General features: G+C 68.6%; 15 protein-coding genes and 1 tRNA gene. 10 read left to right on the forward strand and 6 right to left on the reverse strand.

Features of this window, described 5'->3' with window-relative positions; all coding sequences use genetic code 11:
* The first annotated feature begins 408 nt into the window (after positions 1-408).
* Entirely contained in the window at positions 409-1,161 is a 753-nt protein-coding gene (locus G5C60_RS33220; RefSeq protein ID WP_165264733.1) for an MBL fold metallo-hydrolase, read from the forward strand.
* A gap of 212 nt (positions 1,162-1,373) precedes the next feature.
* Here G5C60_RS33220 and G5C60_RS33225 read toward each other — a convergent pair whose 3' ends face one another.
* On the reverse strand, positions 1,374-2,639 hold the full coding sequence (locus tag G5C60_RS33225; protein WP_165264734.1) for a PTS transporter subunit EIIC: 1,266 nt from the start codon (positions 2,637-2,639) through the stop codon (positions 1,374-1,376).
* 276 nt (positions 2,640-2,915) lie between these two features.
* Between G5C60_RS33225 and G5C60_RS33230 the strand changes: the two genes are divergently transcribed.
* The 4 genes from G5C60_RS33230 (at position 2,916) to rdgB (ending at position 5,273) form a co-directional block, all read left to right on the forward strand.
* Entirely contained in the window at positions 2,916-3,203 is a 288-nt protein-coding gene (locus G5C60_RS33230) for a PTS sugar transporter subunit IIB (RefSeq protein ID WP_338146007.1), read from the forward strand.
* Positions 3,204-3,283: 80 nt separating this feature from the next.
* Positions 3,284-4,021 carry a ribonuclease PH gene (gene rph, locus G5C60_RS33235; protein WP_165264736.1) on the forward strand — a complete coding sequence of 246 codons (738 nt, stop codon included), beginning with the start codon at positions 3,284-3,286 and terminating at the stop codon, positions 4,019-4,021.
* Positions 4,022-4,180: 159 nt separating this feature from the next.
* Positions 4,181-4,585 carry a hypothetical protein gene (locus G5C60_RS33240; protein WP_165264737.1) on the forward strand — a complete coding sequence of 135 codons (405 nt, stop codon included), beginning with the start codon at positions 4,181-4,183 and terminating at the stop codon, positions 4,583-4,585.
* A gap of 85 nt (positions 4,586-4,670) precedes the next feature.
* Positions 4,671-5,273: an RdgB/HAM1 family non-canonical purine NTP pyrophosphatase gene (gene rdgB / locus G5C60_RS33245; RefSeq protein WP_165264738.1), complete on the forward strand. Its 603-nt coding sequence runs from the start codon at positions 4,671-4,673 to the stop codon at positions 5,271-5,273.
* Positions 5,274-5,334: 61 nt separating this feature from the next.
* Here rdgB and G5C60_RS33250 read toward each other — a convergent pair.
* The 4 genes from G5C60_RS33250 to bcp form a co-directional block, all read right to left on the reverse strand.
* Positions 5,335-5,419 (reverse strand) — tRNA-Leu (locus G5C60_RS33250).
* Between the two features lie 54 nt (positions 5,420-5,473).
* Entirely contained in the window at positions 5,474-6,541 is a 1,068-nt protein-coding gene (locus tag G5C60_RS33255; RefSeq protein ID WP_241267268.1) for an HNH endonuclease signature motif containing protein, read from the reverse strand.
* Between the two features lie 155 nt (positions 6,542-6,696).
* Positions 6,697-8,220: an MFS transporter gene (locus G5C60_RS33260; protein WP_165264739.1), complete on the reverse strand. Its 1,524-nt coding sequence runs from the start codon at positions 8,218-8,220 to the stop codon at positions 6,697-6,699.
* A 172-nt stretch (positions 8,221-8,392) separates the two neighbouring features.
* Complete coding sequence (gene bcp, locus G5C60_RS33265; RefSeq protein WP_165264740.1) at positions 8,393-8,860, reverse strand: thioredoxin-dependent thiol peroxidase; 468 nt, start codon at positions 8,858-8,860, stop codon at positions 8,393-8,395.
* 186 nt (positions 8,861-9,046) lie between these two features.
* On the opposite strand from bcp, the gene G5C60_RS33270 reads away from it, so the two are divergent.
* Together G5C60_RS33270 and G5C60_RS33275 are read left to right on the forward strand one after the other, a co-directional pair.
* Entirely contained in the window at positions 9,047-9,427 is a 381-nt protein-coding gene (locus G5C60_RS33270) for a DUF3618 domain-containing protein (RefSeq protein WP_165264741.1), read from the forward strand.
* A gap of 45 nt (positions 9,428-9,472) precedes the next feature.
* Positions 9,473-9,814 (forward strand): GroES family chaperonin, encoded by a 342-nt coding sequence (locus G5C60_RS33275; protein WP_338146006.1) that lies wholly within the window; start codon positions 9,473-9,475, stop codon positions 9,812-9,814.
* Positions 9,815-9,920: 106 nt separating this feature from the next.
* Here the strand turns inward: G5C60_RS33275 and G5C60_RS33280 are convergent, their stop codons facing one another.
* Positions 9,921-12,308 carry a transglycosylase domain-containing protein gene (locus tag G5C60_RS33280; protein ID WP_165264742.1) on the reverse strand — a complete coding sequence of 796 codons (2,388 nt, stop codon included), beginning with the start codon at positions 12,306-12,308 and terminating at the stop codon, positions 9,921-9,923.
* Positions 12,309-12,509: 201 nt separating this feature from the next.
* Here G5C60_RS33280 and G5C60_RS33285 point away from each other — a divergent pair, with 201 nt between their 5' ends.
* The 3 genes from G5C60_RS33285 (at position 12,510) to G5C60_RS33295 (ending at position 15,198) form a co-directional block, all read left to right on the forward strand.
* Positions 12,510-13,310, forward strand: a complete 801-nt coding sequence (locus G5C60_RS33285; RefSeq protein ID WP_165264743.1) for an ABC-2 family transporter protein — start codon at positions 12,510-12,512, stop codon at positions 13,308-13,310.
* Positions 13,311-13,407: 97 nt separating this feature from the next.
* Positions 13,408-14,172, forward strand: coding sequence for an ABC transporter permease (locus tag G5C60_RS33290; RefSeq protein WP_165264757.1), 765 nt, complete (start codon positions 13,408-13,410; stop codon positions 14,170-14,172).
* A gap of 6 nt (positions 14,173-14,178) precedes the next feature.
* Positions 14,179-15,198, forward strand: coding sequence for an ABC transporter ATP-binding protein (locus G5C60_RS33295; protein WP_420907433.1), 1,020 nt, complete (start codon positions 14,179-14,181; stop codon positions 15,196-15,198).
* Positions 15,199-15,205: the final 7 nt, after the last annotated feature.

The raw sequence follows: 15,205 nt of genomic DNA on the forward strand, positions 1-15,205 counted from the left end.
GTCCTCAAACGCCGGACGGGCTGATTTTCCACCGGACAGGTTGATACGCCGGGCGGGCTGACCTTCCGCCGCACCGGCTGATACCGCCGGGCGGCCTGACTTTCCGCCGGGCGGGCTGATATTCCGCCGGACGGGCTGAATTCAGCCCGTCCGGCGTTTGAGGACGAGGCCGTCAGGCCGACAGCCGGGGTCTGGGGGCGCAGCCCCCCAGCGGGGTTCAGGGGCGGAGCCCCTTGGTATGGGACGGGTAAGGGCGGCGGGGGCGAACCACCCCCCGATCCGGTGACGCCGCAGGTGAGTTCCCCCACAACGCCCCCTCTTGGAGGAGCGACCGGAGGTTTTGCGCCTTACGCTCGACGGACCGCACGACCCCCGTCTTCACTCCCCGCCAGCGGAGGTTTCTGCTCTATGAAGCTCACCGTCGTCGGCTGCTCGGGGTCGTTCCCGTCCGCGGAATCGGCCTGCTCGAGCTACCTCGTCGAGGCCGACGGCTTCCGGCTGCTCCTCGACATGGGCAACGGCGCCCTTGGCGAGCTGCAGCGCCACTGCGGTCTCTACGACCTCGACGCGATCTACCTCAGCCACCTGCACGCCGACCACTGCATCGACATGTGCGCCTACTTCGTGGCGCGTTACTACCGCCACGACGGCGGCCGCTGCGACCCGATCCCCGTCTACGGCCCCGAGGGCACCGAGCACCGCCTCACCACCGCCTACGCCGACACCCCCAGCGCCTCCTCGATGAGCGAGGTCTTCGACTTCCACACGGTCAAGCCCGGCTCCTTCGAGATCGGCCCGTTCTCGGTGCACACCGAGAAGGTGAGCCACCCCGTGGAGGCGTACGGCATCCGCGTCGAGCACGGCGGCCGGGCACTGACGTACTCCGGCGACACGGGCGTATGCGACGCGCTCGACGAACTCGCCCGGGACGCCGACCTGTTCCTGTGCGAGGCCGCCTTCACGCACGGCAAGGAGAACATCCCCGACCTGCACCTCAACGGCCGCGAGGCGGGCGAGACCGCCGCCCGCGCCGCCGCCCGCCGCCTCGTCCTCACCCACATCCCGCCGTGGACGGATCCCCAGGTCAACCTCGCGGACGCGCGCGAGGCGTTCGCGGGTCCCGTGGAGCTGGCGGCGCCGCGAGTGACGTACGAGATCTAGATCCCGTACGGCCCGTACGTACGAGATCCAGAGCCCGTACGGATACGAGACCCGGAGCCTGCTCCCATACGCGCCCCAGAGCCCGCTCCCGTACGAGACCCAGAGCCCGCTGCTCCCATACGAGACGCAGAGCCTGCTCCCGTACGAGAAGGCCCCCCGGAGTTCCTTCCCTCCGGGGGGCCTTCTCGTACGGGAGCAGGAGCGGGAGCGGCCTACTTGGCCTCCGCCTTCTGCAGTTCCGCCAGTTCCTCGTCGGACTCCCGGCCCGGTGTCGGAAGGTTGAACTTGATGATCGCGAAGCGGAAGACCACGTAGTAGACGGCCGCGAAGCACAGGCCGACCAGGACCAGGCCCCACGGGTTGGTCGCGATCCCGAGGTTCAGGAAGAAGTCGACCGCGCCCGCCGAGAAGCCGAAGCCGTCCTTCATGCCGAGCGCCCAGGTCAGCGCCATGGAGACACCGGTGAGGACGGCGTGGATGGCGTACAGGACCGGCGCGATGAACATGAACGTGAACTCGATCGGCTCGGTGACACCCGTGACGAACGAGGTCAGCGCGAGCGAGACCATCATGCCGCCGACGACCTTGCGGCGCTCGGGGCGGGCGCAGTGCACGATCGCGAGGCAGGCCGCGGGCAGCGCGAACATCATGATCGGGAAGAAGCCGGTCATGAACTGGCCGGCGCTCGGGTCGCCGGCGAGGAAGCGGGCGATGTCGCCGCTCTTGCCCTGGTACTCGCCCGCCTGGAACCAGGGGAAGGAGTTCAGCAGGTGGTGCATGCCGATCGGGATCAGCGCGCGGTTGGCGACACCGAAGATGCCCGCGCCCGCGGCGCCCGAACCGACCAGCCACTCACCGAAGTTGTGCAGACCCGTGCCCAGGACCGGCCAGATGTAGCCGAAGACGATGCCGATGAGCAGGCCCGCGAAGGCGGACAGGATCGGCACGAGGCGGCGGCCGCCGAAGAAGCCCGCCCAGTCGGGCAGCTTGGTCCGGTAGAACTTCTGGTACAGCAGGGCGACGACGATGCCCATCACCACGCCGCCGAGGACCTTGGCGTCCACCGGCGCGTCGACCATGACGACCTTGCCGTCGACGGCCTCGGCCACCTGCGGCAGGTTCGGGTCGGTGAACGTGGCGAGTACGTTCTTGAAGACCAGGTAGCCGACGACGGCCGCGAGCGCGGTCGAGCCGTCCGACTTCTTGGCGAAGCCGATCGCGATGCCCACCGCGAACAGCAGTGCCATGTTGTCGAGGATCGTGTTGCCGCCCGCCGACATAAAACCGGCGATCTTGGTAAGGAACTCCGGGAACGACTCGCGGCCGAGCATGTCGGTGTTGCCGAGGCGCACCAGGAGCGCGGCCGCGGGCAGGACGGCGACCGGCAGCATCAGGCTGCGGCCGATGCGCTGCATGACAGCCATCGCGCCGGAGCCCTTCTTCTTGTCGGCCGCGGGAGCGGCGCTGGCCGTGGACACAACTTCCTCCAGAAGGCAGGGCGCCGCCCGGGGACAGGAAGAGGGGGACGGCGGAGTCTCTATAGGGCTTATGGCTTATGGCTCTATGGGGAACGCGACCCATTCATCCGTCGGCCGCGTGGTCTACACCACTCAGTGGTGTAGACCTGTTGTAGCACGGTAGGGGGCGGATAAGGAACCCGTCCCTTCGCTTTCTTGCCGGCCTGCGTTTGGCGGCCGTTGCGAAGTGGTGTAGACCTGTGCGTTACTGCATGGGTTGGCTGCGTGGGCGACTACGTGGCTGCTGCGCGGGTCACTGCGGCAAAGCGGACCGGATCAGGGGAGAAGGACATGGCCACCAAGGCTGAGAAGATCGTCGCCGGGCTCGGCGGCATCGACAACATCGAAGAGATCGAGGGCTGCATCACCCGGCTCCGGACCGAGGTCGTCGACCCGGACAAGGTGAACGAGGCCGCCCTGAAGGCCGCCGGTGCGCACGGCGTCGTCAGGATGGGCACCGCGATCCAGGTCGTCATCGGCACGGACGCCGACCCGATCGCCGCCGACATCGAGGACATGATGTGAGCCTTCGGGCTCCCGCGCGAGTTCGGGCGCTTTCGTAACCGGAGGCGGCCCTTCCCGTACGTCGTACTAGGCTCATCGCCATGTCACGAATCGACGGCCGCACGCCCGAACAGCTCCGCCCCCTCACCATCGAGCGCGGCTGGAGCAAGCACGCCGAAGGCTCCGTCCTCATCTCCTTCGGCGACACGAAGGTCTTCTGCACCGCCTCCGTCACCGAGGGCGTCCCGCGCTGGCGCAAGGGCAGCGGAGAGGGCTGGGTCACCGCCGAGTACTCCATGCTGCCCCGCGCCACCAACACCCGCGGCGACCGCGAGTCCGTACGCGGCAGGATCGGCGGCCGTACCCACGAGATCAGCCGCCTCATCGGCCGCTCCCTGCGCGCCGTCATCGACTACAAGGCGCTCGGCGAGAACACCATCGTCCTCGACTGCGACGTACTCCAGGCCGACGGCGGCACCCGCACCGCCGCGATCACCGGTGCGTACGTGGCCCTCGCGGACGCCGTCTCCTGGGCCCGTGGCAAGAAACTCATCAAGGCCGGCCGCCAGCCCCTCACCGGCACGGTCTCGGCCGTCTCCGTGGGCATCGTCGGCGGCGTACCCCTCCTCGACCTCTGCTACGAAGAGGACGTACGCGCCGACACCGACATGAACGTCGTCTGCACCGGCGACGGACGCTTCGTCGAGGTCCAGGGCACCGCGGAGGCCGAACCCTTCGCCCGCGAGGAACTCAACTCCCTGCTCGACCTCGCCGTTTCCGGCTGCGGAGAACTCGCTGTCGCTCAGAGCAAGGCACTTGATACGGTCCTCGAAAGGTAAAGGACGCACCAAGCCCGCACCAAGAGGAGCCGCCCCGCCGCGGGCAACCACGGCACCGGCCCTCGCGTCCCTACCAGTACGGGCGTACGGCTCACCGCTGTGCGCCCGGCCGCACCACACGGGGCCCCCGGGGGCCTGAAGCAACGGGAGGACCGTTCCATGGCCGCGAGCCGACGACCGCGACGTCGCAGTATCACCATCGCCGCCGCCGCGGCAGCCGTCGCGCTGACCGCGGGGCTGACCACCGGCTGCGACGCCGTCAACAAGGCGCTGGACTGCGCCAGGACCGCCGACGCCATCGCCGACAGCGTCACCGACCTCCAGCAGGCCGTCGAGAACGCGGCGAACGACCCGACGCAGACCGACGAAGCGCTCGACTCCATCGACAAGAACCTCGACAAAATCGGCGACAAGACCGACGACACCGACGTCAACAAGGCGGTCGACAACCTCCAGGCAGCCGTCACCAATGTCCGCGACGCCGTCAAGAACGGCGACGAGACACCGGACCTCAGCCCGGTCACGGACGCGGCGGGCGAACTGACGAAGGTCTGCACGTCGTAACCCAGACGCGGGCGGTATGCGGGCCCGAGACGTGGGGGGGGCTGATCGAGAGGCGCGCCCCCCACCGATGACTACTGTGAGAGCCATGACCCGCCTGATCCTCGCTACTCGCAACCACGGAAAGCTCACCGAGCTCAAGGCGATCCTCGCCGCCGCGGACCTCCACTACGACCTGGTCTGCGCGGACGCCTACCCCGACATCCCCGACGTCAAGGAAACCGGCGTCACCTTCGCCGAGAACGCCCTGCTCAAGGCCCACGCCCTCGCCCAGGCCACCGGCCTCCCCGCCGTCGCCGACGACTCCGGCCTCTGCGTCGACGTCCTCGGCGGCGCCCCCGGCATCTTCTCCGCCCGCTGGTCCGGCTCCCACGGCGACGACCGCGCCAACCTCACGCTCCTCCTCGACCAGCTCAGCGACATCCCCGACGAACACCGCGCCGCCCACTTCGCCTGCGCCGCCGCCCTCGCCCTCCCCGACGGCACGCAACGCGTCGTCGAGGGCCGCCTCCACGGCACCCTCCGCCACGAACCCACCGGCACCCACGGCTTCGGCTACGACCCGATCCTCCAGCCGGACGGCGACACCCGCACCTGCGCGGAACTGACTCCCGAGGAGAAGAACGAGATCAGCCATCGGGGGAAGGCGTTTCGGGGGCTGGTGCCGGTGTTGCGGGAGCTGTTGGACTGACACCCGTCCGGCGTGTACGCCAAAGGGCGCGACACCGGGTGGTGCGCGCCCTTCGTGTACGTGCGGCCGGTGGGACTCGAACCCACACGGGTGTGAACCCACTGGGACCTAAACCCAGCATGACTGCCAAATTCCATCACGGCCGCTCAAAAACGGTCATCAAGCTTGACCGGCGGCGTTCAGTGTACGGGGCGGACGGGCTACCCGGCGAGAGGCGCCCTTCCCTTCTGGCGGCACCACGTCTCTGTCAGCGCATGGCAGTTGGGACAGAGGTATCGGAGATTCTCCGGCCGGTTGTCCCGCCAGTCTCCGTTGACGTGGTCGATCTGCAAGGTGATCGGACGCCCACGCCACTCACCCGGGTTGCCGCATTCCACGCACGCGTAGGGCACTCCGATCTCGGTCAGGGCACGGTGCAGCTGCGTCCTGTTGGTTCGTCCGGCGTGGTCCGGCAGGACGATCAGCACCCGGTGCGCGGTCGGTTGAGGGGCGGGGCGCTCCGGCCGCCCCCAGGACCGCCGCTTGAAATGGCTGGTGTCGAGGCCGAGGCGGGCCGCTGTGCGCCGGACCCGCCGGTGATTGGTGTCGTTGACCTCCAGATCGAGTTCGCGCATCACGTCGGCGTAACTGGTGGAGCGCCGTACGAGGTCGCGAAGCTTGTCCTCAGGGATCGGCACGCGCCGGTGGGAGAAGTGGGCGAAATCGATGTGTCGGGTGCGGAGCATACGGGCGAGCGTCGAGCGTGAGCGGCTGTCGTCAGGCACGCCCAGCGCGCGGGCCACGCCACGCACGCTGTTCGCCGTGGCTGCTGCTGTCCTCAGCTCCTCGGTGGTGAAGGGGAGATCCGGCTCGGGACGGTCGATGCCGGGGAAGTGGGCGATGTCAATGCCGGCCGCCCTGATGCGGCGACGGATGTGAGAGAGCGTTCCAGTGGCAGGTGTGGCGCCTAGCTTCAATGCCACCTCGCGCAACGAGGATGACGAGGCGGCGGCCGCAGCAATGGAGGCATCCGGATACTTGCGCCACGGGCTGCGCTTGACGAAGTGGCTCGTGGCGAGCCCGTGACCGGCCACCTTCTCCTGAAGTACGCGACGTTGCCCCCCACTCGCTTTGAGGCCAAGCCGCCTCATCAAGTCCGCCCAGTTGCGGGCTTCGGCGACAACCGGTGCGAGCCGTTCTCTGCTGTACGGATCCACTGGATCCGGCTGCGCCGAGTTCTGTTCGCGGGCGGCTCCCGCCAGTGTTTTTGCTGTGTTCCGCACGCTCATGCACCCTCCCGGGTCGACAGCGCATTCGGCGTCTCGTACGGGCGAACGATCCGCTAATCGGACAGTCACGCCCGAAATATGGAATGCGCGCGGAAGGGGGACGGCTCGGGCAGGCCCCAAGACCGCTGTCAGGCCCCCGACTTCGACCCGCCCCGTCAGAACCTCGGCGTAGAGGTCTGTTCCTCGACCAGTTCCGCCGCCTCCTTCTGGGTCTGGACCGAGGGTGGGGAGCCGGCGAGGGGCTTGCGGGCCGTTTCCTTCATGGTGGCTACCGCGAGGACGCCGATCAGGGCTGCTGCCATCGAGTAGTACGCGGGCATCATGTCGGAGCCCGTGGTGCTGATCAGGGCGGTGATGACCAGGGGGGTCGTGCCGCCGAAGAGGGAGACCGCCAGGTTGTAGCCGACCGACAGGGAGCCGTAGCGGACCGGCGTGGGGAACAGGGCCGGGAGGGCTGCCGACATCGTGCCGAGGAGGCAGACGAGGGAGAGGCCGAGCATCAGCATGCCGGCCGAGACGGCGGCCAGGCTGCCCTGCTGTACCAGGAGGAAGGCCGGGGCGGCGAGGACGAAGAAGCCGAGCATGCCGGTCATGAGGACGGGCCTGCGGCCGAAGTGGTCGGACAGGCGGCCCACCTGGTTGATGATCAGCATGAGCAGGACCATGGTGATCACCAGGAGCAGCAGGCCGTGGGTCTCGGGGTAGTCGAGTTCGTCCGAGAGGTACGTCGGCATGTACGACAGCAGCATGTAGTTGTTGACGTTGTACGCGCCGACGAGTGCGACGCACAGCACCAGCGTCGGCCAGTGCCGGCGGAAGATCCTGGCGAGGTCGCTCCTGGCCGTGGTCTCCACCCGGTCCGCCGCCTCGGTGACGTGGACGTTGCCGTCCTCCAGTTTGAGGAAGGCGGGGGTGTCGTCGAGCCGGAGCCGCAGGTAGAGGCCGATCAGGCCGAGCGGTCCCGCGACGAGGAACGGGATGCGCCAGCCCCACGCATCCATGGTGTCGCTGCCGAGCCAGGCGGTGAGGGCGGTGACGAGCCCGGCGGCACCGCTGTACCCGGCGAGCGTGCCGAGTTCCAGGAAACTGCCGAAGAACCCGCGCCGCTTGTCGGGCGCGTACTCGGCGATGAAGGTGGACGCGCCGCCGTACTCCCCGCCCGTGGAGAACCCCTGGAGCAGGCGGAACAGGATCAGCAGCACGGGCGCCCAGAAGCCGATCACGTCGTACGAGGGGATGAGCCCGATGGCGAGAGTGCCGACCGCCATCAGGATCATCGTCAGCGCGAGGACCTTCTTGCGGCCGATCCTGTCGCCCATCGGGCCGAAGACCATGCCGCCGAGCGGGCGCACCAGGAAGGCGACGGCGAAGGTGGCGAAGGAGGACAGCAGTTGTGCCGTGTCGTTCCCGGACGGGAAGAAGACGCGGCCGATGGTGGCGGCCAGGTAGCTGTAGATGCCGAAGTCGAACCACTCCATGGCATTGCCGAGGGAGGCCGCCTTCACCGCCCGTTTGACCGCCCGGTCGTCCGTCACCGTGATGTCTGATCTGCGGAGCCGGGGGTTCTTGCGGCGCCTGATCGCGCGGAACAGGGTGGGATGCCGCCTGACCGCCGCGGGATCGGCCGCGGTAGGACTCCGTTCCTCGGGCTCCTTGGACTCCTTGGACGCCTTGGACATAGGGCTCCACGCGGAACAACTGCTCGGTCGTACTCGTCGGTCGTACGCATCGGTCGTACTGATCTCATGACTGAAGTCCCACAGATGTGGGACTTCAGTCATGCGGATCGGCAGACGTGCGGGGTGGATGTGCCCGAGGAGGTCGGATCGCTGGGTTTCAGCTCCCCGGGTGTCAGATCCCCAGGTCCTTGATGATCTTCGCTACGTGCCCCGTCGCCCTTACGTTGTACAGCGCGCGCTCGATCTTGCCCTCCTCGTCCACGATCACAGTGGAGCGGATGACGCCCATGTACGTCTTGCCGTAGTTCTTCTTCTCGCCGTAGGCGCCGTAGGCCTCGGTGACGGTCTTCTCGGGGTCGGCCAGCAGGGTGACCTTGAGGGACTCCTTCTCGCGGAACTTGGCGAGTTTTTCCGGCTTGTCGGGGGAGATGCCGATGACGTCGTAGCCGGCGCCCGCGAGGACGTCGAGATTGTCCGTGAAGTCGCAGGCCTGCTTGGTGCAGCCGGGGGTCAGGGCGGCCGGGTAGAAGTAGACGATGACCTTACGGCCCTTGTGGTCGGCCAGGGAGACCTCGGTGCCGTCGGCGTCGGGCAGGGTGAAGGCGGGGGCGGTGTCGCCGGGCTGGAGTCGCTCGCTCATCTCGGTTCGGTCTCCTCGCGGGGTGGTGGATACGGATCCGAGCGTAATGGGGGTGCCCGGGGGGTGGGCCGCGGGCGGAGCTGACAGACTGTCGGCCACAGCGAGCGACCGCATACGATCAACGACCACATACGAGTAACGACCACATACGAGTAACGGGCCACATACGACCACGGAGGCAGCGCGGTGTCGGATACGTCGAGCACGCCGGACAGCAGAACGCCGGCGCAGATCGAGGCGGACATCAAGCGTCGTCGCGACAACCTCGCCGAGACGCTCGACGAGATCGGCGCGCGGGTGCACCCGAAGACGATCGTCGGCGACGCGAAGGCCAAGGTCGTCTCGAACATCGACCACACCTTCGGCCGCGCCTACGTCGGCGTGAACCGCGTGGTCAGCGATGTGAAGGGGCAGCTGGTGAACGAGGACGGCGCGCCGCGCCTCGAGCGCATCGTGCCCGTGGCCCTCGTGGTGGTCGGGCTCGTCGGGCTGTTCGCGGTGGGCTCGCGGCGCGGCGTCTCGGGCTCGCGGCGCGGCGCCTCGGGCTCCCGGCGCCGCAAGCGCTGACCCCACCCGCGTACGTTCCGCACAAAGCCAGGTAGGTTCGAGGACGTGAGTGCGAACACCCATGACGACAAGCTGCCCATCCGGATGCTGCACGACCGCGTGCTCGTGCGCCAGGACACCACCGAGGGCGAGCGCCGCTCCGGTGGCGGCATCCTGATCCCCGCGACCGCGGCGGTGGGCCGCAGGCTCGCCTGGGCCGAGGTCGTCGCGGTCGGGCAGAACGTACGGACCGTCGAGCCGGGCGACCGCGTCCTGTACGACCCGGAGGACCGCGCCGAGGTGGAGGTGCGCGGCGTCCCGTACGTGCTGATGCGCGAGCGTGACCTGCACGCGGTGGCGGCGGACCGGTTCGAGGGCTCCGAGGACTCGACGGGGCTGTACCTCTAGGTACCTCTAGATCTCCAGGCTGTATCTCCAGATCTCCAGGCTGTATCTCCCAGGACTGACCCAGAGGGGCTGGTGACCGTCGTCACCAGCCCTTTTGCCTGATCGGCTACTCGAAGGGCCAGTCGTCCTCGCTCATGCCCGTGGTCCGGCCGTCCGTCGTGCCGCTGCCGCCCGTGGACGTCGTGTCGCCGCCTGTGGACGACGTACCTCCGTCGGTCGTGCCACCGTCCGTCGTGGTCCCCCCGGTCGTCCCGTCCGTGGTCGTGCCGCCGTCGGTCGTGGACCCGCCGCTCGGCTGGTCCGGTGTCGTCGGGGTCGGGGGCAGGCTCGGGGTCTGCCGGCCGCCGGTGGTCGTCCCACCGGTGTCCCCTGGGTCCCCGGTGTCGCCGGTGGTCGTGCCGCCGTCGTCCTGGCCGTCCGTCGGCGGAGGCTGCTCCTCGGAGGGCTCGTCCGTCGGGAGCTGCGGCTCCTCGGCGCCCTCCTGTAGCTGGAGGTCGAAGTCCTGGACGTCGGTGCCCTTGAGGGCGTTCCGCGTGTACTGGGCCCAGATCTGCGCCGGGTAGCCGCCGCCGTTGATGCGGTTCTCGCCGAGCGCCCCGTACAGCGGGGTGTGCACGCCCGTTTCGGGGTTCTGGCCCATGATGGCGACGACGGTGGCGAGGTTCGGGGTGTAGCCCGCGAACCAGGCCGCCTTGTCCTCCTCCGCGGTGCCGGTCTTGCCCGCCGCGGGGCGGTCCGCGGCCTGCGCCGCCGTGCCGGTGCCGCCGTCGACGACGCTCTGGAGGACGGACGTCGTGGTGTCGGCGGCCTCGCGGGTGACGGCCTGCCGCACGCCCGTGTTCCGCGAGGGCAGTTGGACGGCTCCCTCGGTGCCGTCCTTGGTGATCTCCGAGACGAGCGTGTACCTGCCGTGCCTGCCGTGGTTGGCGAGCGTCGCGTACGCCTCCGTCATGTCGAGGACGCTCGCGGTGGCCGGGCCGAGCGCGATGGAGGGGGACGCGTTCAGGTCGGGGGTGGTGGACGGGATGCCGAGGTCCAGGGCCGTCTGCCGGACGTTCTCGGGGCCGACGTCCACCGCCATCTGCGCGTACACCGCGTTCACGGACTGGTCGGTGGCGGTACGGACCGGGATCGGGCCGTACGAGGCCTCGTCCTCGTTCTCGGGCGCGTACGTGCCGCCGTCCCAGCCCTCCACGGGTCGCTTGTTCGTGCCGTCGTAGACGGTGTTCGGGGTGATGATGCGGCCGTCCTGCGTGGTCGAGCCGTTCTGCACGGCGGAGGTGAACACGAACGGCTTGAAGGTCGAGCCGACCTGGTAGTCGCGGCGTGTGGCGTTGTTGACGTACTGCTTCGTGTAGTCGATGCCGCCGTACATCGCGACGACCTTGCCGGTGGCGGGGTCGATGGAGGCGCCGCCCGCGCGCACGTTGCGGTCGATCTTGCGGTTCTTCTTGTCGAGCCGGTCCGTCACCTGGTCGTCGACGGCCTTGACGAAGGCGTCCTGCTTCTTCTTCTGGATCGTCGTGGTGATGCGGTAGCCGCCGCGGGCGAGGGTGTCCTCGTCGAGGATCTCGTTGCTGGTCAGGTAGTCCTTGACGGCCTGCACGAGATAGCCGCGCTGCCCGGAGAGACCGGCCGAGCCCTTGGCCTCCCTGGGCGTGGGGAACTTCAGTCCGGCCCGCTGCGACGGGCTGAGCCACTTCTCCTTGACCATGCCGTCGAGTACGTAGTTCCAGCGGTCCACGGCCGCCGGTTTGTTCTCGGGGTGCGCGATCACGTCGTACTCGCTGGGGGCGTTGAGCAGGGCCGCGAGGTACGCGCCCTGGGCGGCCGTCAGGTCCTTCGCGTCGACGCCGTAGTAGGCCTGGGCGGCGGCCTGGATGCCGTAGGCGTTGCGGCCGAAGTAGCTGGTGTTCAGATAGCCCTCGAGGATCTGGTTCTTGCTCACCTCGCGGTCGAGCTTGATGGAGATGAAGAACTCCTTCACCTTTCGCGTGACCGTCTGTTCCTGCGCCAGGTAGTAGTTCTTCACGTACTGCTGGGTGATCGTCGAGCCGGACTGCCTGCCCTTGCCGGTGACGGTGTTCCAGGCGGCGCGGACCATCGCCTTGGGGTCGACGGCCGACTCTGAGTAGAAGTCCCGGTCCTCGGCGGCGAGCACCGCGTGCTGGGTGTTCTTGGAGATCTGGGCGAGCGTGACGTTCTCCCGGTTGACCTCGCCGTCGCGGGCCAGCTGGCTGCCGTCCGCGTACAGGTAGACGTTGCTCTGCTTCGTCGCGGCCGCGTTCGCCGGCGGGATCTTGACCAGGTGGTAGCCGAGCGCGAACAGGCCGATCAGCAGGAGGAGTGCGCCGAGGAAGGTGCCGAGCACCATCCGCCAGGTCGGGATCAGCCGACGCCAACCCGTGCGCTTGGGCCGCTTGGGCTTCTTGCCGGGCGCGGCCGGTGGTGCCCAGCCCTCGCTCGGCTGCTGCGGCTGCGGCTGGTCGTTCATGTGGTGCCGGACTCCCGTTTCGCGGCGTACGGTCCCGTACGCCCTCATTAACTGTCTGTTGCCCCCTCTTGAAGACTCTCGCACCGTGCGTTCCGTTCCCAACACGGGGCGCGCATCGCGCGGAGAAAATGCCTGGCACGCGACGTGGCCCGGGGGCTAGGCTCCTGCGCTTCGGTGTCTGCGGGCGGGAGGGCTGTTGTCGTGGGTGCGAGACGGTTGTACGCGGCCGTCGCAGCGGGAGGATTCCGGCGGTACGCGACCTATCGGGTGGCCACGGCAGCAGGGGTCTTCACCAACACCGTCTTCGGGCTGATCCTCGTCTACACCTACCTGGCGCTGTGGGACGAGAGACCGCATCTCGGGGGGTACGACCAGGCGCAGGCGGTGACGTATGTGTGGCTGGGGCAGGCACTGTTCTCGACGCTGGCCATCCAGGGCGGCGGCGTCGAGCAGGACCTGATGGAACGCATCCGCACCGGTGAGATCGCGGTCGACCTGTACCGGCCGGCTGATCTCCAACTGTGGTGGCTGGCGGCCGACTTGGGGCGGGCGCTGTTCCAGATGGCGGGCCGGGGCGTGATCCCGTTCGTCTTCGGTGCGCTGTTCTTCTCGATGGCCCTGCCGGATGACGTCGGCACCTGGGTGGCGTTCCTGGTCGCGGTGCTGCTGGCGATGGTCGTCAGCTTCGGGATCCGCTACCTGGCGGCCCTGAGCGTCTTCTGGCTCATGGATGCCAGGGGTGTCACGCAGGCCCTGATGGTCACGGGGCTTTTCTGCTCGGGCATGACACTGCCGCTGAACGCCTTCCCGGGCGCGCTCGGCGACGTGGTCCAGGTGTTGCCGTGGGCCGCGCAGCTCCAGATTCCGGCGGATGTCCTGATGGGGGAGACCGCCCCGCTCGGGGCGTTCGCCTTCCAGGCGGCGTGGGCGGTGGCACTGCTGGCGGCGGGGCGGCTGTTGCAGTCGGCGGCGACGCGGCGGGTGGTGGTGCAGGGTGGCTGAGACCTCCGAGGCCGCATCCGAGGTCACATCCGAGGCCGCCGTCAAGGCCCCCTCCAGGGTCGCGGACGGTCTGCGGGCCTACCTGCTGATCGCCGGGATGTGGATCCGCGCCGGCATGATCTACCGCACCTCCTTCGTCGTCACGATCTTCGGCAACCTGATGCTGTCAGGGCTCGACTTCGTCGGGATCCTGCTGATGTTCTCGCAGGTCGACTCGCTCGGTGGCTGGACACTGCCCGAGGTGGCCTTCCTGTACGGCCTCTCCGTGACGGCGTTCGGGATCACCGACCTGCTGCTCGGTTCGTCGCAGGTCTTGGGCGCCCGGATACGCGACGGATCGTTCGACACGCTGCTCGTACGTCCCGTGCCGGTGCTCGCGCAGGTCGGCGCGGACCAGTTCCCGCTGCGCCGGTTCGGCCGGGTCGTACAGGGCTCGCTGGTGCTGGGCTGGGCGCTGTTCGCCGTCGACGTCGACTGGAGTGCCCCGAAGGTGCTGCTGGTGCCGGTGATGCTGGTCAGCGGCGCGGCGATCTTCGGGGCGCTGTTCGTGGCGGGTGCGGCCTTCCAGTTCCTGGCGCAGGACGCCGCCGAGGTGCAGAGCGCGTTCACGTACGGCGGCACCACGATGCTGCAACGCCCGCCGACGTTGTTCGGGACGGACCTGGTGCGCGGGGTGACGTTCGTGCTGCCGCTCGCCTTCGTCAACTGGCTGCCCGCGTCCTATGTGCTGGGGCGGCCGTATCCGCTCGACCTGCCGACGTGGGTGACGTTCATGTCGCCGGTCGTCGCCGGGGTGTGCTGTGCGCTGGCGGGCCTCGCCTGGCGCGCGGGACTTGGCTCGTACCGGAGTACAGGGAGTTAGAAGCAGATGACCGAAGGTGAAGTGGCTGAAGGTGAAGTGACTGAAGGCGAAGGGGCCGAGGGCTCCGAGGGTTTCATCGAACTGGACCGCGTGGAGAAGGTCTTCGACGTACGCAAGAAGACCGGCTTCCTGCGCCGGGAACGGCGCGAGGTGCGTGCCGTCGACTCGATCTCCTTCACCGTGGCGCGCGGCGAGATGGTCGGCTACATCGGCCCGAACGGCGCGGGCAAGTCCACCACCATCAAGATGCTGACGGGGATTCTGACGCCCAGCGGCGGCCGGCTGCGCGTCGCGGGCATCGACCCGTCCCGCGAGCGCACACGGCTCGCGCGGCGCATCGGGGTCGTGTTCGGGCAGCGTACGACGCTGTGGTGGGACCTCCCGCTGATCGACTCGTACAAGCTGATGCACCGCATGTACCGGATCCCGGACGGCCGTTATCGCGAGAACCTCGACCGTCTCGTCGAACTCCTCGATCTGGGCGCGCTGTTGGACGTCCCGGTCCGGCAGCTCTCCCTCGGGCAGCGGATGCGCGGCGACATCGCGGCGGCCCTGCTGCATGATCCCGAAGTGCTCTACCTCGACGAGCCGACGATCGGGCTCGACGTCATCTCCAAGGCGAATGTCCGGGAGTTTCTGCGGGAGGTGAACACCGAACGAGGAACGACGGTGCTGCTGACCACGCACGACCTCCAGGACATCGAGCAGCTGTGCCGCCGCGTGATGGTCATCGACCATGGGCGCCTGATGTACGACGGCCCGCTCACCGGGCTGCACGAGATCGGCGACAGCGAGCGGACCCTGGTCGTGGACCTGGAGCGGGAACTTCCGCCCATCGAGGTCGACTTGGCGCGCGTGGTGAAGGTCGAGGGGCCGCGGCAGTGGCTCGCCTTCCCGGCCTCGGATTCGGCGGCGCCGCTCGTGGCGCGGATCGCGGCCGAGTACCCGCTGGTGGACCTCTCGGTGCGGGAACCGGACATCGAGGCAGTCATCAGTCGCATGTACGCGGAGAAGGCAACCTCGTAGGCTTCCG

This window comes from Streptomyces scabichelini (assembly GCF_011045015.1).
Classification (GTDB): domain Bacteria; phylum Actinomycetota; class Actinomycetes; order Streptomycetales; family Streptomycetaceae; genus Streptomyces; species Streptomyces scabichelini.

What these genes read in the sequence shown, in the direction of transcription:
- G5C60_RS33260 (WP_165264739.1), bottom strand. Translation starts at nt 8,220, where the DNA reads ATGTCCAAGGCGTCCAAGGAGTCCAAGGAGCCCGAGGAACGGAGTCCT.
- G5C60_RS33240 (WP_165264737.1), top strand. Translation starts at nt 4,181, where the DNA reads ATGGCCGCGAGCCGACGACCGCGACGTCGCAGTATCACCATCGCCGCC.
- rdgB (WP_165264738.1), top strand. Translation starts at nt 4,671, where the DNA reads ATGACCCGCCTGATCCTCGCTACTCGCAACCACGGAAAGCTCACCGAG.
- G5C60_RS33290 (WP_165264757.1), top strand. Translation starts at nt 13,408, where the DNA reads ATGTGGATCCGCGCCGGCATGATCTACCGCACCTCCTTCGTCGTCACG.
- G5C60_RS33295 (WP_420907433.1), top strand. Translation starts at nt 14,179, where the DNA reads ATGACCGAAGGTGAAGTGGCTGAAGGTGAAGTGACTGAAGGCGAAGGG.
- G5C60_RS33255 (WP_241267268.1), bottom strand. Translation starts at nt 6,541, where the DNA reads ATGAGCGTGCGGAACACAGCAAAAACACTGGCGGGAGCCGCCCGCGAA.
- G5C60_RS33220 (WP_165264733.1), top strand. Translation starts at nt 409, where the DNA reads ATGAAGCTCACCGTCGTCGGCTGCTCGGGGTCGTTCCCGTCCGCGGAA.
- G5C60_RS33280 (WP_165264742.1), bottom strand. Translation starts at nt 12,308, where the DNA reads ATGAACGACCAGCCGCAGCCGCAGCAGCCGAGCGAGGGCTGGGCACCA.
- bcp (WP_165264740.1), bottom strand. Translation starts at nt 8,860, where the DNA reads ATGAGCGAGCGACTCCAGCCCGGCGACACCGCCCCCGCCTTCACCCTG.
- rph (WP_165264736.1), top strand. Translation starts at nt 3,284, where the DNA reads ATGTCACGAATCGACGGCCGCACGCCCGAACAGCTCCGCCCCCTCACC.